Consider the following 22,728-nt stretch of genomic DNA (forward strand, 5'->3'; position numbering starts at 1 on the left):
CGGAAGGCCGTCGGCGGCCCCATCGCGGGGCCCGGGCTCGTCCCCGGGCCCCGCGGTCGTCAGCGGAGCGTGCCGTTGGTCATGCCGACCGGCTCCTCGGGCAGGGCGATGAGGCCCAGCTCCGCAGGCGCGGCCATCAGCGGCTGGCAGGGGACGGCCCTGACCGTGTACCCGAACGCTCCCGTGCTGTCGAGCGGCACCTTCCCCGCGTAGTGGGCCTTGCCGTCGTCGTTCGCCCCCTCCAGCGTCATGGTGAGGTAGCTCGGGTTCAGCAGCTCGTCGTGCGGCCCCACCTTGCCGTACGCCGCCTGGACCAGCAGGTCGGACGGCTCGAGCTCGCCGAGCGCGATCGTCGCCCGCAGGTCGAGGGCCGCGCCGACCTCGGGTGTGTCGCCGACGCCCGAGGACTCCACGTGCTCCACCCTGACCCCCGGCCACGCCTTGGCGACGCGCAGCCGCCAGGCCGCGAACGCCTTGGCGGGCGCGAAGGAGTCGCCCGACAGCGCGCGGGCGGAGGCGGCGGCCGGCGTGTAGAGGTCGACGACGTAGTCACGCAGCATCCGCCCCGCCAGCACCTTGGGCCCGAGCGAGGTGAGCGTGTGGCGCACCATCTCCAGCCACCTGCGGGGCAGGCCGTCGGGCGCCCTGTCGTAGAAGCGGTCGGAGACCTCGTGCTCGATGAGGTCGTAGAGCGCGGCCGCCTCGAGCTCGTCGCGCCTGTCGGGGTCGGCGACGCCGTCGGCGGTGGGGATGGCCCAGCCGTTGGTGCCGTCGTACCACTCGTCCCACCAGCCGTCGCGGATCGACAGGTTGAGCCCGCCGTTCAGCGCCGACTTCATGCCCGAGGTGCCCGAGGCCTCCAGCGGACGCAGCGGGTTGTTCAGCCAGACGTCGCAGCCCTGGACGAGCAGCTGGCCGAGGGCCATGTCGTAGTCGGGCAGGAAGACGATGCGGTGCCGCACGTCCTCCTCGTCGGCGAACCTGACGATCTGCTGGATGAGCTTCTTGCCGCCTTCGTCGGCCGGGTGGGCCTTGCCCGCGATGAGGATCTGCACGGGCTTGTCGGGGTCGAGCAGGAGCTCGCGCAGCCGGACCGGGTCACGCAGCATGAGCGTGAGCCGCTTGTAGGAGGGCACGCGGCGGGCGAACCCGATGGTCAGCACGTCGGGGTCGAGTGCGTCGTCGACCCAGGTCAGCTCGGCGTCCGAGGCGCCGCGATCGCGCCACGAACGGCGCAGCCGCACCCTCGCCGCCTCGACCAGCCGCTCGCGCAGGTGCCCGCGGATCGACCAGATGTCGGAGTCGGAGATCTTCTGGACGCCCTCCCAGCCCTGCGCCTTGTCGATCAGGGACGGCAGCTCCCGGCCGGCCAGCTCCATGATCTCGCGGCCGACCCACGTCGGCGCGTGGACGCCGTTGGTGATCGACCCGATCGGCACCTCGTGCAGGTCGAATCCCGGCCAGAGTTCCTTGAACATCTCCCGGCTGACCTCGCCGTGCAGCTCGGAGACGCCGTTGACGCGCTGGGCCAGGCGCATACCCATGATCGCCATGTTGAAGCGGCCGGGCTCCTGCTCGGCGCCCAGCGCGAGGATGCGCTCGACGGGCACGGTCGGCCATGCGTTGTCGCCGCCGAACTGCCTCTCGATCATGTCGGAGGGGAAGCGGTCGATGCCGGCGGGGACGGGAGTGTGGGTGGTGAAGACCGTGCCGGCGCGGACGGCTTCCAGCGCCTCGTCGAAGGTCAGGCGGGACTCGGTCAGCTCGCGGATGCGCTCCAGTCCGAGGAAGCCCGCGTGGCCCTCGTTGGTGTGGAAGACCTCGGGCTCGGGGTGTCCGGTGATCTGGCAGTAGGCGCGGATCGCCCTGACGCCGCCCACGCCGAGCAGCAGCTCCTGCATGAGCCTGTGGTCGGTGCCGCCGCCGTACAGGCGGTCGGTGACGTCGCGTGCGGCGGCGTCGTTGTCGGCCACGTCGGAGTCGAGCAGCAGCAGCGGCACCCTGCCGACCTGCGCCACCCACACCTGCGCGTGCAGGGCCCGGTGGTCCGGCAGGCCGATCCTGATGTGGACGGCGGTGCCCTCCTCGTCCTTCAGCAGACTGAGGGGCAGGCCGCCGGGGTCGAGGCTGGGATAGTGCTCCAGCTGCCAGCCTTCGGGCGACAGCGACTGGGTGAAGTAGCCGTGGCGGTAGAGCAGCCCCACCGCCAGGATCGGCACGCCCAGGTCGCTGGCCGCCTTCAGATGGTCTCCCGCCAGGATGCCGAGGCCGCCCGAGTACTGCGGGAGGGCCGCGGCGATGCCGTACTCCGGCGAGAAGTAGGCGATCGCGTCGGCGGCCTCGTTCAGCGTCTGGTACCAGCGCGGCGCGGTCATGTACTCGCGCAGGTCGTCGGCGGCGTCGGCGAGGCGGCGAAGGAAACGGCGGTCGCCGGCAAGCTGGCGCAACCTGGCGGGGTCGACGGCGCCGAGCAGCGCGACGGGGTCGTGCCCAACACGTTCCCAGACGGCCGGATCGACCTCGGAGAACAGGTCCGTGGTCTCTGGATGCCACGACCATCTGAGGTTGTGCACGAGCTCGCCGAGGGCGGCCAACTCCGTAGGGAGAACGGTGCGGACGGTGAACCTGCGGATAGCTCTCACGATTCCGACCCTAGGTGGTGAGCGGTGGTGGACAAGGCGTAGTCACGTAGATCGATCACTTCCCTCTCACAACCCTTCCATGAAGAGGCATTAATGGGGACTATTGGGGCACTCCCCACTTTGAGCCCGAAGCACCGTCCCGGGATGGCGTCCTCGGCTTCACGCGTGAAGATGCGAGGATCGTCACAGCGACAGTCGGCCACTCGACCATGAGAACAGGACGCGATGATCGGTCGAATTCCCATCACGGACATCTTCCCAGTTGTCGACTGCGGGCAGTGGCCCGCTAAGGCGGTCGCTGGCGAGACCTTTGACATCGCCGCGACCGTGTTCCGCGAAGGACACGACGCGGTGGGCGCGGGGGTGGTGATCACGTCTCCCGAAGGGAAGCGTGGCCACCTGAAACATATGCGAGAGATCGCCAAGGGCACCGACAGGTGGAGCGTGCGCGTGTCGCTGCCCGACGAGGGCGACTGGCTTTTCAGGGTCGAGGCGTGGAGCGACCCGATCGGCACGTGGCTGCACGACGCGGAGATCAAGATTCCCCGCGGCATGGACGTCGACCTCATGTGCGAGGAGGGGGCGCGGCTGTTCGAGCGCGCCGCTCGTGCCGTACGGCCGTCGGACTGCCCCGCCCCGCACGCGGGCAACGGGACCGCGCGCAACGGCAACGGCACGCTCAAGACGGGCGCCGTCAGGACCACCGCGCTGAAGACGGGCACGGTGAAGGCCGCCGCGCTCAAGGAGGGCGCGGAGCTGAAGCCCGCCGAGGTCTGCGGGCACAGGGCGGCGCTGCTTTCCGTGGCGGCGACGCTGCGTGACGAGGCGCTCGACCCGAGGGCGCGCCTGTCGATCGCCCAGCTGCCCGAGACCGCCGCGCTGCTGGAGGCCCATCCGCTGCGCGACCTGCTGACCAGGAGCAAGCAGCACAAGGTCAGGGTGGAGCGGCGCAGGGCGCTGTTCGGCTCGTGGTACGAGTTCTTCCCCAGGTCGGAGGGGGCGATCCTCCAGGAGGGCGGCGTCTCCAAGTCGGGGAACTTCCAGACCGCCGCCAAGAGGCTGCCCGCCATCGCCCGCATGGGCTTCGACGTGGTCTACCTGCCGCCGATCCATCCGATCGGCACGACGTTCCGCAAGGGGCGCAACAACACGCTCACCCCGAGCCCCGACGACCCCGGCTCACCGTGGGCGATCGGGTCGGAGGACGGCGGGCACGACGCCGTCCATCCCGACCTGGGCACGATCGACGACTTCGACGACTTCGTCGGCAGGACCCGCGAGCTGGGCATGGAGGTGGCGCTCGACTTCGCGCTGCAGTGCTCGCCCGATCACCCGTGGGTCAAGGAGCATCCCGAGTGGTTCACGATCCGCGCGGACGGGACGATCGCCTACGCGGAGAACCCGCCCAAGAAGTACCAGGACATCTACCCGCTCAACTTCGACAAGGACCCCGAGGGGATCTACGCCGAGGTCAAGCGGGTGGTCAGGCACTGGATGGACCACGGGGTGCGGATCTTCAGGGTCGACAACCCGCACACCAAGCCCGTGGGCTTCTGGGAGCGGCTCCTGGCCGACATCAGGACGACCGATCCCGATGTGATCTTCCTGGCGGAGGCGTTCACGCGTCCGGCGATGCTGCAGACGCTCGCCAAAATCGGATTCCACCAGTCATACACGTACTTCACTTGGAAGAACTCAAAATATGACGTGGAGACGTATTTTTCGGAACTGTCGCATGAAACGTCGCACTTCCTGAGGCCGAACCTCTTCGTCAACACGCCCGACATCCTGCACGAGTACCTGCAGCACGGCGGCGTGCCCGCTTTCAAGATCCGGGCTGTGCTGGCCGCGCTCGTGTCCCCCACGTGGGGCGTCTACTCTGGGTATGAACTCTCCGAGAACCTCCCAGTACGTCCGGGTAGCGAGGAATATCTCGACAGCGAGAAATATCAGTACAGACCGCGCGATTGGGCGGATGCGGAGCGTGAGGGCCGTACACTTGCCCCGTTCATCACGCATCTGAATTTGTTCCGAAGAGCGCACCCGGCACTTCAGGAATTGCGTAATCTGACGTTCCACAGGGTCGACCACCCAGACCTGGTCTGCTTCTCCAAGCGGCTTCCCGGCGCCTACGACACGGCCACACGACGGCACGGACTCGGCGACGTGGTCCTGGCGGTCGTGAACCTGGACCCGCACAATACTCATGAGGCGACAGTCGATCTCGACCTGCCGGCCCTCGGTCTCGACTGGAACGCCGAGTTCGTCGTGGACGACGAGATGTCAGGCGAGTCGTACCGGTGGCGGCAGAACAACTACGTACGCCTCGACCCTCACATCAATCCGGCGCACGTCTTCACCGTGCGAGCGGCTCATCGGTAATCAGCGATCGGGGAGTCCAACTTTGTCCGACACCGTGAACTCCGCTGCCATCCCGAACACCTTCGACGAGGACAAGCCCCGCGATCCCCAGTGGTACAAGCGGGCCGTCTTCTACGAGGTGCTCATCAGGGGCTTCGCCGACTCCAACGGCGACGGCACAGGCGACATCAAGGGGCTCACCAGCAGGCTCGACTACCTGCAGTGGCTGGGCGTCGACTGTCTCTGGCTGCTGCCGCTGTACGAGTCACCGCTGCGTGACGGCGGCTACGACATCGCCGACTTCATGAAGATCCTGCCGGACTTCGGCGATCTCGGCGACTTCGTCAAGCTGGTCGACGAGGCGCACAAGCGCGGCATGCGGGTGATCGCGGACCTGGTGATGAACCACACCAGCGACGCTCACCCCTGGTTCCAGGCGTCACGGCACGATCCCGAGGGCCCGTTCGGCGACTTCTACGTCTGGTCCGACAGCGACGAGAAGTACAGGGACGCCCGGATCATCTTCATCGACACCGAGACCTCCAACTGGACCTACGACCCGGTCCGCGGGCAGTACTACTGGCACCGCTTCTTCCACCACCAGCCCGACCTCAACTACGAGAACCCCGCGGTTCAGGAGGCCATGCTGGAGGTGCTGAGGTTCTGGCTCGACCTGGGCATCGACGGGTTCCGCATGGACGCCATCCCCTACCTGTTCGAGGATGACAGCACCAACTGCGAGAACCTGCCCAGGACGCACGCCTACCTCAAGCGGGTCAGGGCGGAGGTCGACAGGCTCTACCCCGACCGCGTGCTGCTCGCCGAGGCCAACCAGTGGCCGTCCGACGTGGTCGAGTACTTCGGCGACCCGGTCAACGGCGGCGACGAGTGCCACATGGCCTTCCACTTCCCGCTCATGCCGCGCATCTTCATGGCCGTGCGCAGGGAGTCCCGCTACCCGATCTCCGAGATCATGGCCCAGACGCCCAAGATCCCCGAGAACTGCCAGTGGGGCATCTTCCTGCGCAACCACGACGAGCTGACGCTTGAGATGGTCACCGACGAAGAGCGCGACTACATGTACTCCGAGTACGCCAAGGACCCGCGCATGCGGGCCAACGTCGGCATCCGCCGCCGCCTGGCCCCGCTGCTGGAGAACGACCGCAACCAGATCGAGCTGTTCACCGCGCTGCTGCTGTCGCTGCCCGGCTCGCCCGTGCTCTACTACGGCGACGAGATCGGCATGGGCGACAACATCTGGCTCGGCGACCGCGACGGCGTCCGCACCCCCATGCAGTGGACCCCCGACCGCAACGCGGGCTTCTCCGACTGCGACCCCGGCCGGCTCTACCTGCCGGTCATCATGGACCCGATCTACGGCTACCAGGCGATCAACGTCGAGGCGCAGCAGAAGAACGCCGGCTCGCTGCTCCACTGGACCAAACGGATGATCGACATCCGAAAGCGGCACCCGGTCTTCGGCCTGGGCGAATTCATCGAACTCAACTCATCCAACCCCAGCGTGCTGGCATTCGTGCGCGAGCTGGGCGATGATCGCATTCTGTGCGTGAACAATCTCTCGCGGTTCCCGCAGCCCGTAGAGCTGGACCTGCGTAGGTTCGTCGGCGTCTCGCCCGTAGAGACGATGGGCGGAGTTCCTTTTCCACCGATTGGCGAACTTCCGTATCTTTTGACGCTCCCTGGGCATGGGTTCTACTGGTTCACCCTTCCGCCCGCCGTACCCCAGGAGGAGTAAGTCGTGCTTGAGGACCTCCTTGCCCGCTGGATCACCCATCAACGCTGGTTCGCGGGCAAGGGGCGCCCTCTGGACGACCTCCGCATCGACTCGCGGACCAGCCTCGGCGCCCTCCAGGAGGCGGAGCTGTGGCACCTGGTCCTGTCAGTACGGCAGGCCGACGCGCTGGACCGCTACCAGCTCCTGCTCGGCCTGCGCGCCGAGTTGCCCGACCGCCTCAAGCACGTCCTGATCGGCATCACGCACGACGGCGTCCACGTCTACGACGCCGCGCACGACTCCTCGCTGACCTGCCTGCTGCTCGAAGGCATGGCCCAGGGACAGGACCACGGGCCCGTCAGGTTCCGCCACGTGCGCGGGGTCGAGATCGACACCACGCAGCGCAGCCTGGTCCTCGGCGCCGAGCAGTCCAACACCTCGCTCGTGTACGGCGACGCCTACATCTGCAAGCTCTTCCGCCGCCTCATCCCAGGGATCAACCCCGAGCTCGAGGTGGTCACCGCGCTGGCCGAGCGCGGCGCGCCGCACATCGCCAGGCCGTACGGGTGGATCGAGACCGACCTCGACGGCAATCCGACCACGCTGGCCTTCACCCAGGAGTACCTGTCCACCAGCAACGACGGCTGGGACCTTGCGCTGGCCAGCGTCCGCGACTTCTACGGGCAGCTCGACGACATCTGCGCGGCCGACGCGGGCGGGGACTTCGCCGCCGAGTCCTTCCGCCTCGGCGCCGCGACCGCCGAGATCCACCGGCAGCTTGCCGCCGCCTTCCCCACCGACGTCGTCGAACCGCACGACGTCAAGCGGATGGTCGAGGGCTTCCGCCGCCGCCTGGCGTGGGCGATCGCCGAAGTGCCCGAGCTGGCCGAGCACGCCGAGATCGTCGAGCGGGCCTTCCACGAGGTGGAGGAACTGACGGCCGAGGTGCGCGTGCAGCGCGTCCACGGCGACTACCACCTGGGCCAGGTCATGCGCACGCCCGCCGGGTGGTTCATCCTCGACTTCGAGGGCGAGCCGGGCCAGCCCCTCGACGAGCGCAGGGCGCTGGCCTCCCCGCTGCGTGACGTGGCCGGGATGCTCCGCTCGTTCGACTACGCCGCCGGGCACCTGCTCGCCGACCATCCCGACGCCGCAGCGCTGCGCGCCAAGGCCGGCGAGTGGGCCGCCCGCAACAGGTCGGCGTTCCTGGAGGGGTACGCCGACGTCGACGACGGGGACGCGGCGCTGCTGCGGGCCCTGGAGTACGACAAGGCGGTCTACGAGGTCGTCTACGAGGCCCGCAACCGCCCTTCCTGGCTGCCGATCCCGCTCGCCGCCTTCCGCTGAGGCAACTCAGGCGTTTTCCCCTCCGGAGCGCATCGAGCGCACTACTCTTCGCATGCATACATAAGCGAAGAGTAAGGGGGCGGCATGCGGCGAGGTCTTGTGTTCGCGGCCGCGGGGCTCGGCACGGCCCTCCTGAGCGGATCGCTCCTGCTGGCCACGGGGGGGAAGGGGCCGGAGGCGGCGCAGGCCGTCCAGGAGTCCCCCGCGCCGGGGGACCCGCTCACGCCTGAGGAGATCGCCCGCGCAGGGGAGATCGCCACGGCGACCACGCACCAGAAGGCGGGGCAGACCGAGCTGCTCTACGTCGAGCGCGACGATGACAAGGACGCCGAGCAGGCGCGGCGGGCGGAGGCCTACCTCTACGACTACGCCGACGACACCGTGATCGTCAGGACCGTCGACCTCGGCGCGAGCAAGGTGGTCGAGGAGACCAAGGGCAAGGGGGTGCAGCCCCCGCCGTCCAAACGGGAGGAACTGCGCGCCGCCGAGCTGCTCCTCGCCCACCCGAGGCTGGGCAGTGGGGTGCGCCAGTCGTTCAGGAAGGCGGCGGGCAGGGAGCTCGCCTCGCCCTCCGACCTGGCGCTGCGGGGGCTGATCTACTCGCCCGAGCGGGGGGCGTGCGCGACGCACCGGTGCCTGCGGCTGTTCGTGCGGCTGCCCAACGGCACGTTCCTGGACACCAGCCGCATCGTCATCGATCTGTCCGCCAAGAAGGTCCACACCCTGGAGTGGTGAGTTGATCCTCCGTCTCATGCTCGCCGGCCTGCTCGTCGCGCCGCTCGCGGCCCTCGGGCCCGCCTCCCTCGCGGACCCCGCCGCCCAGCCGTGCGGCTCGCCGTACCTGGTCGACAAGACGCTGCCGAACGGCGCGCGCTGGCGGCTGTGCTGGGAGATGCGCACGATCGAGGGCCTGACCGTCACCAAGGTCGTCTACACGCCCAAGGGCAACAGGTCCATCAGCGTGCTGCGCAGCGGAGCGCTGGCCCAGATCCACGTGCCGTACGACAGCGGGGAGCCGCGCTACCACGACATCGGCTCGCTCGGCTCGGCCGCGATGACGCTCACGGCGGCCGACTGCCCCGGCGGCCAGCTCGTCAAGAGCAAGGTGTGCGTGACGACCCGCCCGCGCGGCCACGCCTACCTCAAGGACGGCTGGGGCGACGAGACGCAGCGCGAGTCGGCGCAGGGCCAGGAGCTGGTGGTGCTGGCCGCCTACCAGGTCGGCTGGTACACCTACGTCTCCGAGTGGGTCTTCGGCGACGACGGCTCGATCACGCCGCGCGTGGGCGCGACGGGTTCGCTGGCGGGCACGACGACCGCGCCGAAGCACGGCTGGCCGCTCGGGGTGGGGCGTAAGCACTTCGAGGAGTCCCACAGCCACAACGTCTTCTGGCGGATGGACTTCGACATCGAGGGCAAGGCGCGCGACGTCGTCGAGCAGTACGACTTCGCGGGCGAACGCACCGGCAAGCGGTCGATGGTGCGCACCGTGCTCGGCCGCGAGACCAAGGCGCTCAACAGGAGGGCGCGCTGGTGGCGGGTGGTGGATCCGCGGGTGCGCAACGCCGACAGGCATCCGGTGTCCTGGGAGATCAACAACTCCGACAGCGCGGAGTATCGCGGGCCCGGCGACGAGGCGTTCACGCACGCGGACCTGTACGTCACGCAGTACCGCGCCTGCGAGCGGCTGGCGACCGAGAACGTGTCGCCGCGGTGCGGCAAGTCGGTCGACCGGTACGCCAACGGGGAGCGGGTGACCGATCCGGTGCTGTGGGTGAACGTGGGCTTCCACCACGTCGCCAGGGACGAGGACGCGGACCCGATGCCCATCCACTGGCAGGGCTTCCGCATCACCCCGCGCGACGTCACCGCCGCCAACCCCTACTGACACTGCCCGTACGACACGCCCGCGTACCCGGAGCCCAGCCGGTGCGCGGGCGTCGGCATGATGTCCTCCGGGTCGCCGCGGGAGTTCGGAACTTCTGAGGGGTCATGGGTGTGGCGGCGGTCCGATCGGGGAAGCGGTGGTTAGCATGGCCACGACGGCGATCATTGACGTCCGCACGGAGGTGCGGCGCGCGGCGCCCGTCGAGCCGCGCACGTTTCAAGCGATGATCACCGCGGTTAATCCGATTTTTCTGAAATGCCCGACTCCAGATTTCGCATGGTGATGGCGGGCAAGGGCATGGGTTGGAAGGTCGCTGTAGGGCAGGGTAAGGGGCATGCCGATGAGGACAGAGCTCGACCGTCTCGCGGGCGGGGCGCACCACGACCCGCATTCGATTCTCGGAGCGCACCTGGGCCAGGACGGGGTCACGTTCAGGACGCTGCGTCCGCTGGCCGAACAGGTCGAGGTGGTCTTCGACGACGAGGCACGGCCCATGAAGCATGTCGCTCACGGCGTGTTCGAGACGACGGTGACCGGGCTGGACAAGATCCCCGACTACCGGCTGCGAGTGCGCTACAGCGGCGGCGAGCCGTACGAGATGCGCGACCCCTACCGGCACTGGCCCACCCTGGGCGAGGTCGACCTGCACCTGGTCGGCGAGGGCAGGCACGAGCGGCTGTGGGAGGCGCTCGGCGCGCGGCCGATGCGCCACGAGGACGTCGACGGCACCGCGTTCGCCGTCTGGGCGCCCAACGCGCGCGGCATCAGGGTCGTCGGCGACTTCAACCACTGGGACGGCGTGGCCCACCCGATGCGCTCGCTCGGCAGATCCGGCGTATGGGAGCTGTTCGTGCCAGGCGTGGCCGCCGGCGAGCGCTACAAGTTCCAGATCCTCGGCGCCGACGGGCTCTGGCGCGACAAGGCCGACCCGATGGCGCGCAGGACCGAGGTGCCGCCGCAGACCGCGTCGGTCGTCGACCAGTCCGACTACGTGTGGGGCGACTCCGACTGGATGACCGAGCGCGAGACCAAGGCCGCCCAGAAGCAGCCGATGAGCACCTACGAGGTCCACCTCGGCTCGTGGCGGCCGGGACTCGGCTACACCGAGCTGGCGACGCAGCTGGCCGACTACGTGCAGGACATGGGTTTCACGCACGTGGAGTTCCTGCCGGTGGCCGAGCACCCGTTCGGCGGCTCGTGGGGCTACCAGGTGACCTCCTACTACGCGCCGACCGCCCGCTTCGGCACCCCTGACGAGTTCCGCCACCTGGTCGACACGCTGCACCAGCGCGGCATCGGCGTCCTGCTCGACTGGGTGCCCGCGCACTTCCCGATGGACGACTGGGCGCTGGCCCGCTTCGACGGCACCCCGCTCTACGAGCACGCCGACCCCGCTCGCGGCGAGCACCCCGACTGGGGCACCTACGTCTTCGACTTCGGCCGCAACGAGGTGCGCAACTTCCTCGTGGCCAACGCGCTCTACTGGCTGAAGGAGTTCCACATCGACGGGCTGCGGGTGGACGCGGTCGCCTCGATGCTCTACCTCGACTACTCCAGGCGCGACGGCGAGTGGACGCCCAACATCTACGGCGGGCGCGAGAACCTCGACGCCGTGGAGTTCCTGAAGGAGATGAACACCGTCTGCTACAGGGAGGCGCCCGGCATCACGACGATCGCCGAGGAGTCGACCGCGTGGCCCGGCGTCTCGCGCCCCGTGCACCTCGGCGGGCTCGGATTCGGCTTCAAGTGGAACATGGGCTGGATGCACGACACCCTCGCCTACCTGCGCCACGAGCCGATCTTCCGGCAGTACCACCACCATCAGATGACGTTCTCGCTGATGTACGCCTACAGCGAGAACTTCGTCCTCCCGCTCTCCCACGACGAGGTCGTCCACGGGAAGGGCTCGCTGCTGGGCAAGATGCCGGGCGACGAGTGGCAGCGGTTCGCGCAGCTGCGGGCGCTGTTCGCGTTCATGTGGGCGCATCCGGGCAAGCAGCTGCTGTTCATGGGCGGCGAGTTCGGCCAGGGCTCGGAATGGTCGGAGGAGCGCGGGCTCGACTGGTGGGTCCTCGACTTCGACGGGCATCGCGGGGTGCAGAAGCTGGTCCGTGACCTCAACACGATCTACAGGGACACCCCTGCCCTCTGGGAGCAGGACACCACGCCCGACGGTTTCCGGTGGATCGACGCCGACGACGCGCCCGGCAACGTCTTCTCCTTCCTCCGGCTGGGGAGGGACGGGTCCGCGGTGGCCTGCGTGGTCAACTTCAGCGGCAGTCCGCACGAGGAGTTCAGGCTCGGCCTGCCGTACGGCGGGCAGTGGGAGGAGCTGGTCAACACCGACGCGTTCGACTACTGGGGCAGCGGGGTGGGCAACCTCGGTTCGGTGGAGGCGTTCGAGGAGTCGCACCACGGCCAGCCGTACTCGACGACGCTGCGCGTGCCGCCACTGGGCGCGATCTGGCTGAAGTACACGCCGTCCGACCGCTCGGAGCTCGCGTGACGATGAACGTTTTCTGAGAAACCCCTGCACCCTCTGGGCTAAGCGGACAAAGCTCTCTACACTCCGAGATCACCACCCCTCGGAGGACGTGTGCGATTTCGACGCCTGATCGTGTGCTCGGTCCTGCTGGCCTTACTTCCCGCCGCACCCGCCGTCGCCGGTGAACCGCCCGCCACCCCTGCGCCGTCGCCGTCCCCCACGGTCGCCGAGGAGAAGCTCGAAGAGGGCTTAGCCGTCACCGAGGGCACGGCCAGGGTCATCGTCGAGCTCACCGACGCCGCGCAGACCGCGCCCGTCGCCGCGCAGGCCGCGGCCGAGGACGCCCAGGTGGTGCTCCAGCCGTCCACCCAGCCGTTCATCGTCGTCGAGGGCACCGCGCAGGAACTGGCCGCGCTGGCCGAGGACCCGCGCGTCGCCTCCATCCACCGCGACCGTGCCTACCCGCCGGCCGCCATCTCCAGCCTCCCCGTGATCGGCGCGGACAAGGTCCACGCCACCGGCGCGACGGGCGCGGGACAGGCCGTCGCGATCCTCGACACCGGTATCGACCGCGACCACCCCTTCTTCGGCGGCCGGATCGTGGCCGAGGCGTGCTTCTCCTCCACCGAGTACGACGGCGTCGAGTCGCTGTGCCCCAACGGCCAGAGCCAGATGATCGGCACGGGCGCCGCCGACGCCGAATACGCCAAGTGCCTGCTGGGGAGCGAGAACCTCTGCGAGCACGGCACCCATGTCGCGGGCATCGCGGCGGGTGGCGGCGGCGTCGCCCCCGGGGCCGGCATCGTCGCGATCCAGGTGTTCAGCAGGGTCAACGACGAGGACGTGTGCGGCGCGGCGGCCTGCCTGATGGCCTTCGAGTCGTCGCTGCGCCTGGCCATGGACCATGTCGCCTCGCTCGCCCCCGCCACGCCCGTCGCGGCGCTGAACCTCAGCCTCGGCGGGCAGCTGTCCGACACCGCGTGCGACAGCAGCGAGGAGGGCCAGGTCTTCAAGCCGAAGATCGACGACCTGCTGTCCAAGGGTGTCGCGACCGTCGTCGCCGCCGGCAACGAGTACTTCACGGGGACGTCGTTCCCCGCGTGCGTCTCCTCCGCCGTCGCCGTGGGGGCGAGCAACAACAACGACGAGATCGCCGACTTCTCCAACACCGGGCCGCTGCTCGACCTGTTCGCGCCGGGCGTGGACATCGAGTCGTCGGTGCCCGACGACGTCATGGCGACCCACAGCGGCACCTCGATGGCCGCCCCGCACGTGGCGGGGGCGCTGGCCGTGCTGAAGGCGGCCTTCCCCGACCAGGCGATCGGCGCGCTGGTCGACAAGCTGAAGGCGACCGGCAGGCCGTTCTCCTACCGGGTCGACGGCGCCGAGGTGATCACCCCGCGCCTGGATCTCGCCGCCGCCATGACGGGTGCCGCGCCGCAGCCCACCGCCAGCCAGAGCGCCCCCGCTCCCGCTCCCGCTCCCGCTCCCTCGGCGAGCGGCCCCACGCCCGCGCCCTCGGACGAGGACCCGCAGGCCGGCGACTCCGACGATCCCGCCGACACGCCCGATCCGACGCCCATCCCGCTGCCGACCATCACGGTCACGGTGACCGTCACCGTGACGCCTTCGGCCGCGCCGGCCGCCGTGTGCACCCGTGGCACGGCAGGCACCGCGATGACCGCCAAGCAGTGGGCGGTGGAGCTCTACCGGGGGACGGGGCAGCTCTCCGACGAGACCCTGACCTGCTACCTGAAGCTGGCCCACAAGACGAGCAAGGTCTTCCCCGAGCTGACCAAGGCCTCGTCGCTCGGCAAGGCCTACAGGGTGCTGAAGCCGGCCAAGGGCGCCCGTGCCGCTCTCGACCGAGCGCTGCTGACGGCTTGGCTCAACTGGGCGCACGGCGCCACCTCGACGCTGGAGAAGGTCAACGCGGCGGAGAAGGTCAGGCTCGGCTCCACGTCGAGCGCCGCGCTGAAGAAGGCCGCCGCCTCCCTGGGCAAGTAACGGCACGTCATTCGTCAAGGCCGGTCCCGTACGGCGGGCCGGCCTTGCCACGTTACTCAAACGACATATCTACTCTCTTCTGACAACAAATGTCACATCTGTACACTCAGGCCTCACAAATTGGATCACCCCCTCGGAGGCACAGTGAGACTGCGGTCTCTCCTGGCTGCTGCGGCCACCCTCGCCGCCGTTTCTGCCGGGCTCATCCAAGCCCCCGCGCACGCCGCCGCGGACGACCCCATCAAGAAGATCGACCCTGCGGTCCGGATCAGTGGGACGCACCGCGCGATCGTCCAGGTGCAGAGCCCCGCGCAGGCCAAGTCGCTCGCCGCCACCGCCGAGGCGGTCACTCCCCGCGTCGACAACGTCGCCCCGACCCCCGACGCGCTCGCCGGCCGGCTCGACTTCTTCGTCTACGAAGGCACCGTCGACGAGTTCAAGAAGATCGCCGGCCAGGCGGACGTGGTCGCCATCCGCGAGGACCACCTCAACTCGCCGAACCTGGTCAGGAGCACCGCCATCATCGGCGCCGACAAGGCCCACGCCGGCGGCGTGACCGGCGCGGGCAAGGCGGTCGCCGTCCTCGACACCGGCATCGACGGCGACCATCCGTTCTTCGGCGGCCGCATCACCGCCGAGGCGTGCTTCTCCGCCGAGAACGCCGCCGACACCGCCACCTCCCTGTGCCCGAGCGGCGCCCCCTTCCAGATCGGAGCGGGCGCCGCCAACGCCACCACCGACGCGTGCATGAAGGACGTCCCGCCCGCCGACGCGGCCTTCGGGATCTGCGCGCACGGCTCCCACGTCGCCGGCATCGTCGCGGGCAAGTCGCACCCCACGCAGCGGGAGCCCTCCGACGGCGTCGCCCCGGGCGCCACCATCGTGCCCGTGCAGGTGTTCAGCAGGTTCGCCAACACCGAGTACTGCGGCGGCGCCGAGAACACCCCGTGCGTGCTGGCCTACGACTCCTCCATCCTCACCGGGATGGCCTACGTCAACACGATCGCCAAGCAGTACAACATCGTCTCGGTGAACCTCAGCCTCGGCGGCGGCAAGTACGACACCGCCTGCGACACCGGTGACGGCGCCGACTTCAAGGCCCGCGCCGACGAGCTGCTCGCCCAGGGCGTCGCCACCGTCGTCGCGGCGGGCAACGAGGGGCACGAGGCCTCGGTCTCCTGGCCCGCCTGCGTCTCCAACGTCGTGACCGTCGGCTCCACCGACGTCGAGTACCCGCAGGTCGGCACCCACACCGACGACATCTCCTCCTTCAGCAACCGCGGCGAGATGCTCGACCTCTTCGCGCCCGGCTGGCCGATCTTCTCCTCCGTGCCCGACAACAAGTACGCGGGCTTCGGCGGTACCTCGATGGCCGCCCCGCACGTCGCCGGCGCCTTCGCCCTGATGAGGGAGAAGCTGCCCACCGCTTCGGTCGACGAGATCGTCGCCAAGCTCAGGGCGGCGGGCAAGCCCATCACCTACACCAGCGCGGGCAAGCAGGTCACCACTCCGCGCCTGGACGTCTGGAAGGCCCTGCCGCACGTCGAGTGCACCGCCACCTACGCCAACCGCGCCACCTGGCCCGGCGGGTTCCAGGCGAACGTCACCGTCAAGAACACCGGCAGCCTGCCCGCCAAGAGCTGGAAGGTGAGCTGGACCTTCCCCGACGGCCAGAAGGTGCAGACCCTCTGGGAGGGCAAGTACACCCAGAGCGGGGCCGACGTCACCGTCACCAACACGCGGTGGAACGGCAATCTCGCCGTGAACGCGACCACCCGGTTCGGGTTCAACGGGAAGCTGCCGCGCGGCGGGGCCAACAACCCGCCCGCCACGCTGACCTGCACCGCTGCCTGACCCAGCGCACCCGACCCCGGCCACGCCCGCACCCGCGGGCGTGGCCGTTCTGTCGTCGTTCGTCGCCCGTGCGCCGGCGTCCGTACGGCAGGCAGCGGCGCGCCCGTACGCCGGTGTCCGTACGGCAGGCCGGGTCATGCGCCACCGTGGGTGCGGAGCGGGTGTCCGGGACCGCGAGCTGCCGCACTCCAGTCCCGCAGAACCCTGACCGCCGGACCGCGGGAGCGGCGGCTGTCCGAGATGGGTGGGATGGGGGCGCTCGCGGGTGGAGGGTCGTCGCTTAGTGTGACATTTATGGACGCGACCAAGGTGATCGTTGACAGCGTTGACCGGTTCAGGCAGCGGCGCACCGCGCCGCTCGTTCTCGAACTGGACCTCACCGAGGGGCTGAACGAGGGCCCACCCACGGACCCGCTCGCCGCGATCCTCACCATGCGCAAGCCGCGCCTGGCCGACGTGCTGTCCGGCCTCAAGCGCGCCAGGGACGACTCCCGCGTCAAGGCGCTCATCGTCAAGATCGGCGGTGCTCCGCTCGGCCTCGCGATGGTTCAGGAACTGCGCCAGGCCGTCGTCCACTTCCGCTCGTCGGGCAAGCTGACCGTCGCCTTCGGCGAGACGTTCGGCGAGTTCGGACAGGGCACGATCCCCTACTACCTGGCCAGCGGCTTCGAACGCGTCTACCTCCAGCCGAGCGGCGATGTCGGGCTGACCGGCATCGCGCTCGAGCAGCGCTTCCTCAAGGGCACGCTGGACAAGCTCGGCATCGGCTACGAGGTCGGCAAGCGGCACGAGTACAAGACCGCGGCCAACACCTTCACCGAAGACCACATGACCGACGCCCACAAGGAGTCGTACGGCAGGCTCGCCGAGTCGATCATCGAGCAGGTCGTCGCGGGTGTGGCCGAAGGGCGCAGGCTCGACCCCGACAAGGTGCGGGAGCTGATCGACAGGGGCCCGTTCATCGGGAACGAGGCGGTCGAGGCGGGGCTCGTGGACAGGCTCGCCTACCGCGACGAGGTGTACGAGGAGGTCAAGCAGGCCGCGGGAGCCGACGCACACCTGCAGTACGTCGCCAAGTACGCCCGCGCGCTCGCCATGCGCAAGCTGCCGCACCCGACCGCCGACAGTGTCGCGCTCGTCCACGGCCACGGCATGATCAAGCTCGGCCGCAGCGGGCGCAGCCCGCTCGGCGGTGGCGGCGCCATGGGCTCCGACACCGTCAGCGCGGCGATCAGGTCGGCGCGCAGGGACGACCACGTCAAGGCCGTGGTGTTCAGGGTCGACAGCCCCGGCGGCTCCTACGTGGCCTCCGACGCGGTGTGGCGGGAGATCGTGCTCACGCGCAAGGTCAAACCGGTGATCGTGTCGATGGGGGACGTGGCGGCGTCGGGCGGCTACTTCGTCTCGATGGCGGCCGACGTCATCGTCGCCCAGCCCGGCACGCTGACCGGGTCCATCGGCGTGTTCGGCGGCAAGGCGGTCCTCAACGGGCTCCTGCAGAAGGTCGGCGTGACCACCGACCTGATCCAGGAGGGCGCCAAGGCGGCGATGTTCTCCACCGTCCGGCCGTTCTCGCCAGAGGAGTGGGACAGGGTCAACGCCTGGCTCGACCGCATCTACGACGACTTCGTGGGCAAGGTGGCCGAGGGCCGCCACCTGACCAGGGAGCGGGCCCACGAGCTGGCCCGCGGACGGGTGTGGACGGGTGCCGACGCGCGCGAGCACGGCCTCGTGGACGAGCTCGGCGGGCTCGAGGACGCGCTGGGGATGGCGCGCAAGCGCGCGGGCCTGGCGTCGGACGCGCCGGTGCGAACCTACCCCCGCCTGCACCCGCTGGAGCGGCTGCGCGGTCCCGAGTCCAGCGAGGACAAGGCGGCGGCGCTGGCCAGGGTGCGGCTGGAGGCGTGGGGTCCGTTCGCCCGGCTCGCGGGCGAGCTGGGGCTTCCCGCGTACGGCCCGCTGCTGCTGCCGGGGGAGTTCGTCATCCGTTAGCGGCGCGTCCGGTCTACTCCCCCGTGGCGCCGTCGATGCGCTCGCGCAGGAGGTCGGCGTGGCCGTTGTGGCGGGCGTACTCCTCGATCATGTGGATGAGGATGTAGCGGTGCGAGTGGTGGTCGCCTCGGCGGTCGCGCTTGGCGAGGGCCTCGATCGGGGTGCCGGCCGAGACCTTGCGGCACTCCTCCACCTCCGCCCGCCACACGGCCAACGCCTCGTCCGCGGAGGCGCCGGCCACGTCGAACTCCACGTCGTCGACGTCGCTCCAGTAGACGGCGGGCAGGTCGGCGCCCTCCAGGACGCGGCGGAACCAGTAGCGTTCGACGTCCGTCATGTGGCGGACCAGGCCGAGCAGCGACATCGTCGACGGGGAGACCGATCGCTCGCGCAGCTGTTCCTGAGTCAGTCCTGCGCACTTGACGGCCAGGGTCTCCCGCTGCCAGTCGAGGAAGGTGGTCAGCAGCTCACGCTCGTCACCGGCCGCGGGGGGATCGATTCTCGGGTCAGTCATGCGGACATTCTGGTGCACCCCGGCCCGCCGGCCGGTTCAGTCGCCCGAACTGACCGCGAATCCGGTCAGCAGGGCCTCCACGGCGAAGGCGAACCGCTTCTCGTCGTCGGCGCCTTCGCCGGTACGGGCCGCGCGGACCAGCAGCGGATACTCCTGCTCGTCCAGCTCCGCCAGCCAGGCCGCCGACCCTGCCTCCCGCTCCCCTGCCTTCATCCCTGCCTCGGCCGCGGTGTGCCCGAGAACGAACACCGTCAGGGCGTTGACCGCGTCCACCGCCCGCCCGAGCGGGAACCCCGCCGAGACCAGGGCGGCCAGCCCGCGCTCCACCGCCGCGAGCGTGGCAGGAGTCACCGCCGGACGGGCCTGCAGCAACGGCAGTACACAGCAGGGTGGCGCAGCAGAGTGGCCCGCAGCGGGCGTCCTCGGCACGCCGGCTTCCTTCCTCAGCGGGCGTCCACGGCACGCCGGCTGCTCCGCGCCAGGGGTGGCGGCGCTCGGTCGAAGGGGGCGCTTGCGCCGTAGGGCAGAATCGAGGGCGTGAGCGACATTCCTTCGCGGACCGCGGAGACGGCAGCGGGGGGTGCCGTGGACGGCGACCTGGCCCGGGCGCGGGACGGGGACGACATCGCCTTCACCCGCCTCGTCGAGCCGTTGCGCCGGGAGCTGCACGCCCACTGCTACCGCATGCTCGGCTCCACCCACGACGCCGACGACGCCCTGCAGGACGCCCTGCTGAGGGCGTGGAGGGGGCTGGCGCGGTTCGAGGGCCGCAGCTCGTTGCGCTCGTGGCTCTACACCGTGGCCACCCGTACCTGCCTGGACGTCATCGAAGCCCGGGGCAGGCGGGCCCTGCCCATGGATCTCGGCCCGTCCAGCGACCGGGTCGTGGTCGGGGACGTCCCGCTCACCGACGTCGCCTGGCTCGGCCCCTATCCCGACGCCGGGATCGCCGACGGCCCCGCCGGCCCTGACGCGCGCTACGAGCAGCGCGAGGCCGTCGAGCTCGCCTTCGTCGCCGCCCTTCAGCACCTGCCGGGCAACCAGCGGGCGGCGCTGCTGCTCTTCGAGGTGCTGGGCTTCGCCGCCGCCGAGATCGCCACCATGATGGAGACCTCGACCGCGTCGGTGAACAGCGCCCTGCAGCGTGCCCGCTCGATCGTGGCCGAGAAGATCCCCTCCCCCACGCAGCAGCGGACGTTGCGGGAGATCGGCGACGCGCGCCTGCGGGAGATCGTCGCCGAGTACTCCACCGCGCTGGAGCGCGGCGACGCCGACGCGCTGGTCGCGCTGCTCACCGAGGACGTCACCTGGTCGATGCCGCCACTGCCGCACTGGTACCGCGGCCTCGAGGCGGTCACCGACTTCGCCGTACGGGTCCCGCTGACCACGTGCGGCTCCTGGCGGCACCTTCCGACCGCCGCGAACGGCCAGGCCGCGGTGGCCTGCTACCGGTGGAACGACGACGCCGGCGCGCACCTCGGCTGGTCGATCAACGTGTTCGGCCTACGCGGCAGGCGGATCCGCGAGATCACCTCGTTCATCGGGCTCGACCACTTCGCGGCCTTCGGGCTGCCCGCCTCGCTGCCCTGAGCCCGGCGGCCCCGGCCGGTCGAGCCGGAGTCCCGCCGGTCGTGGTCGTCGGCTCCGGGCGCCCGGAGACCACTGACCGCGGGAAGGCGGTCAGGCGGTGGCCCGCGGGGTGAGGAAGAAGGACTTGGCCCTGGTCAGCGCGTCATGGTCGGCCGCGATCTCGCCGGGACGGTTCGCGAATCCCAGCAGGGCGCCGCCCCAGCGCCCCCCGAAGTACTCGGCGCACAACCGCAGCGTCCCCACCATCGGGTCGGCCACCACCATGTCGTCATCGCTGACGGCGCTGATCGCCCACGTCGTCTTGTCGGCCATGCGGCGCCTGAAGTCGACCCCGGGCACGCGCAGCCACCCCGACCAGTAGTCGAGGTAGAGCTTGGTGGTCGCCGAAACGGTGTACCAGTAGAGCGGCGAGGCGATCACCAGGTCCGTGGCGTCGAGCGTGGCATCGAGCAGCACCCGCTCGTTCCCCTCGGGAACGGGGTACACGCCCTCCCCCGCGTGCCTGATGTCGTGGAACGGCGTCAGCGGCAGGTCGTCCAGGTGCAGCCAGCGCTGCTCGGCTCCCTCAGGGAGATGTTCGGCCGCCGCCCTGGCCAGGGTCTCGGTGTTGCCACCCGGCCGCGCACTGCCCATCACGAAGAGGAATCTACGCTCGGTCATCCGCGCCTCCATTCCGAAATCTATGCACGTGCATATTACACGTCCACTTTTCTCGGGACATAGGCATCTACACCGGGCGGTATCGCCCGCGGAGCCGTACGAGAGGAAGCGGGGTGGAGTCGACGTAGTCGACGGCGAGCACCCTGGCCACGAACAGCGTGTGATCACCTGCGGGCACCACCTGCGACGTCTCCACCTCCAGCGCGGCCACCCCGCCGTCGACGATGAGCGCCTCGCTGTGGGGGCCGCGGTGATGCGGAGTCCCGGCGACCAGATGGCGGGCGCTCGGACGGCCCGACGTGGCGAACCTGCTGGCGATGGCCGCCTGGTCCGCCGACAGCAGCGCGGCGGCCCAGCGGTCCTGCCTGAGGAGCACCTCGGTGAGGTAGCCGCGGCTGCCCAGGCTGGCGAGCACGAGCGGCGGGTCGACGGAGACGGACATCAGAGCTGACACGGTGACACCGACGTCGTCCCTGCCATCCCGTACGGTTATCACGGCGACCCCCGCCGCGAGCTGCGCCATCGCCTCGGTGAACTCGCCCACCGGACCACCTTCGCACACATCGATCACGAACCCGGACGCCTCCGGCCAGATCGGCCGGAGGCGTCCATCGGCGTCCGTCTCCCGGTGTCCCGCCAGCCTCCAACGACCGGCCGGCGCCTCCGCCGCGCGCCCTCGGTGAAGGACCGTGCCTTCACCAGGGCTCACGAGGGTTACAGGAGGCCGTTGGTCGTCAGCCAGTCCTTCGCGACCGTCGCGGGGTCGTCCTTGTCCACCGAGATCTTCTGCATCATCTGCGTCAGGTTCTCCGTGGTCAGCTTGGCCGACACCGCGTTCAGCGTGGTCTTGATCGTGTCGTTCGCCGCCGCCTTGTTCACCAGCGGCGTCACGTTCTGGGCGCTGAAGACGTTCTTGGGGTCCTGCAGCGACACCATGCTGTTGATGATGATCTTCGGGTCGGTCGTGAAGACGTTGCCCGCCTGCACGGTCCCGTCCTTGATCGCGTCGGCCGTGGTGTCGCCGGTCGGCTTCCACTCCTTGAACTCCAGGCCGTAGACGTCCTTGAACTGCTGCTCACGACGCTTCTTGAACTCCGGGGGACCGCCGACGGCCATGTCCTTGGACACCTTGGCGAGGTCCTCGATGGTGGTCAGCTTGTACTGGTCGGCCGTCGCCTTGGTGACCGTCAGCGAGTCGTTGTCCTGCGCCGGAGAGGAGTCGAGGATCTCGAGCTCGGCGGGCAGCTTGCTCTTGAGCTCGCCGTTGACCTGCTCCGTCGACGCCGCGGTCGACTTGGGGTCGACGAAGAACAGCAGCGCGCCGTTGTACTCGGGCAGGACCGTCAGCCCGCCGCTCTGGACCTGGCTGTAGATGACCTCGCGGCTGCCGATGTTCGGCTTCTCCGTGACGTTCACGCCCTTGGCCTTGAGCGCCTGGGCGTAGATGGAGCCCAGCAGGACGCTCTCGGGGAAGTTGAACGAGCCCACGACCGCCGTGCCCCCGCCCGCCGCGGGCGCGGACCCCGACGGGGCCGCGCTGGCGGAGGTGGTGTCCAGCGGGTTTCCGCCGCTGCCGCCGCCACCACAGGCGGACAGGGTGAGCATCGCCGAGAGCAGCACCGCCGCGGTGCCGAATATGCGCCTCATGCTTAA

17 protein-coding genes are annotated in these 22,728 nt (G+C 69.7%); 11 read left to right on the plus strand and 6 right to left on the minus strand.

Annotation, left to right across the window (positions count from 1 at the left end):
* Positions 1-59: 59 nt before the first annotated feature.
* A complete protein-coding gene (glgP, locus tag ACFSKW_RS31895) occupies positions 60-2,642 on the minus strand; it encodes an alpha-glucan family phosphorylase (RefSeq protein WP_379576178.1) in 2,583 nt (860 codons plus the stop codon).
* A gap of 225 nt (positions 2,643-2,867) precedes the next feature.
* Between glgP and ACFSKW_RS31900 the strand changes: the two genes are divergently transcribed.
* From ACFSKW_RS31900 to sppA, 10 genes are all read left to right on the plus strand, one after another.
* Positions 2,868-5,024 carry an alpha-1,4-glucan--maltose-1-phosphate maltosyltransferase gene (locus ACFSKW_RS31900; protein ID WP_379576179.1) on the plus strand — a complete coding sequence of 719 codons (2,157 nt, stop codon included), beginning with the start codon at positions 2,868-2,870 and terminating at the stop codon, positions 5,022-5,024.
* A gap of 22 nt (positions 5,025-5,046) precedes the next feature.
* Positions 5,047-6,759, plus strand: coding sequence for a maltose alpha-D-glucosyltransferase (gene treS, locus ACFSKW_RS31905; RefSeq protein WP_379576180.1), 1,713 nt, complete (start codon positions 5,047-5,049; stop codon positions 6,757-6,759).
* Between the two features lie 3 nt (positions 6,760-6,762).
* The gene (locus tag ACFSKW_RS31910; protein ID WP_379576181.1) at positions 6,763-8,085 is read left to right on the plus strand and encodes a maltokinase N-terminal cap-like domain-containing protein; all 1,323 of its coding nucleotides are present in this window, start codon (positions 6,763-6,765) and stop codon (positions 8,083-8,085) included.
* A gap of 84 nt (positions 8,086-8,169) precedes the next feature.
* Entirely contained in the window at positions 8,170-8,820 is a 651-nt protein-coding gene (locus ACFSKW_RS31915; protein ID WP_379576182.1) for a hypothetical protein, read from the plus strand.
* A 1-nt stretch (position 8,821) separates the two neighbouring features.
* Positions 8,822-9,973, plus strand: a complete 1,152-nt coding sequence (locus ACFSKW_RS31920) for a copper amine oxidase (protein WP_379576183.1) — start codon at positions 8,822-8,824, stop codon at positions 9,971-9,973.
* A gap of 145 nt (positions 9,974-10,118) precedes the next feature.
* Complete coding sequence (locus tag ACFSKW_RS31925; protein WP_379576184.1) at positions 10,119-10,256, plus strand: hypothetical protein; 138 nt, start codon at positions 10,119-10,121, stop codon at positions 10,254-10,256.
* 57 nt (positions 10,257-10,313) lie between these two features.
* Complete coding sequence (glgB, locus tag ACFSKW_RS31930) at positions 10,314-12,479, plus strand: 1,4-alpha-glucan branching protein GlgB (RefSeq protein WP_379576185.1); 2,166 nt, start codon at positions 10,314-10,316, stop codon at positions 12,477-12,479.
* Positions 12,480-12,569: 90 nt separating this feature from the next.
* Entirely contained in the window at positions 12,570-14,465 is a 1,896-nt protein-coding gene (locus tag ACFSKW_RS31935) for a S8 family peptidase (RefSeq protein WP_379576186.1), read from the plus strand.
* A 144-nt stretch (positions 14,466-14,609) separates the two neighbouring features.
* Positions 14,610-16,319, plus strand: a complete 1,710-nt coding sequence (locus tag ACFSKW_RS31940; RefSeq protein WP_379576187.1) for a S8 family peptidase — start codon at positions 14,610-14,612, stop codon at positions 16,317-16,319.
* A gap of 294 nt (positions 16,320-16,613) precedes the next feature.
* Positions 16,614-18,311 carry a signal peptide peptidase SppA gene (gene sppA / locus ACFSKW_RS31945; RefSeq protein ID WP_379576188.1) on the plus strand — a complete coding sequence of 566 codons (1,698 nt, stop codon included), beginning with the start codon at positions 16,614-16,616 and terminating at the stop codon, positions 18,309-18,311.
* A gap of 13 nt (positions 18,312-18,324) precedes the next feature.
* On the opposite strand, the gene ACFSKW_RS31950 is transcribed toward sppA, so the two are convergent.
* Both ACFSKW_RS31950 and ACFSKW_RS31955 read right to left on the minus strand, forming a co-directional pair.
* Positions 18,325-18,825 carry a DinB family protein gene (locus tag ACFSKW_RS31950; RefSeq protein ID WP_379576189.1) on the minus strand — a complete coding sequence of 167 codons (501 nt, stop codon included), beginning with the start codon at positions 18,823-18,825 and terminating at the stop codon, positions 18,325-18,327.
* 36 nt (positions 18,826-18,861) lie between these two features.
* A complete protein-coding gene (locus tag ACFSKW_RS31955; RefSeq protein WP_379576190.1) occupies positions 18,862-19,254 on the minus strand; it encodes a TetR/AcrR family transcriptional regulator C-terminal domain-containing protein in 393 nt (130 codons plus the stop codon).
* 108 nt (positions 19,255-19,362) lie between these two features.
* Between ACFSKW_RS31955 and ACFSKW_RS31960 the strand changes: the two genes are divergently transcribed.
* Positions 19,363-20,415 (plus strand): sigma-70 family RNA polymerase sigma factor, encoded by a 1,053-nt coding sequence (locus ACFSKW_RS31960; RefSeq protein WP_379576191.1) that lies wholly within the window; start codon positions 19,363-19,365, stop codon positions 20,413-20,415.
* Between the two features lie 90 nt (positions 20,416-20,505).
* Here the strand turns inward: ACFSKW_RS31960 and ACFSKW_RS31965 are convergent, their stop codons facing one another.
* From ACFSKW_RS31965 to ACFSKW_RS31975, 3 genes are all read right to left on the minus strand, one after another.
* Positions 20,506-21,075, minus strand: coding sequence for a flavodoxin family protein (locus ACFSKW_RS31965; RefSeq protein ID WP_379576192.1), 570 nt, complete (start codon positions 21,073-21,075; stop codon positions 20,506-20,508).
* Positions 21,076-21,142: 67 nt separating this feature from the next.
* Entirely contained in the window at positions 21,143-21,619 is a 477-nt protein-coding gene (locus ACFSKW_RS31970; protein ID WP_379576193.1) for a flavin reductase family protein, read from the minus strand.
* A 170-nt stretch (positions 21,620-21,789) separates the two neighbouring features.
* Complete coding sequence (locus ACFSKW_RS31975; RefSeq protein WP_379576194.1) at positions 21,790-22,722, minus strand: ABC transporter substrate-binding protein; 933 nt, start codon at positions 22,720-22,722, stop codon at positions 21,790-21,792.
* Positions 22,723-22,728: the final 6 nt, after the last annotated feature.

Source organism: Nonomuraea mangrovi, assembly GCF_042681425.1.
GTDB classification, from domain to species: domain Bacteria; phylum Actinomycetota; class Actinomycetes; order Streptosporangiales; family Streptosporangiaceae; genus Nonomuraea; species Nonomuraea mangrovi.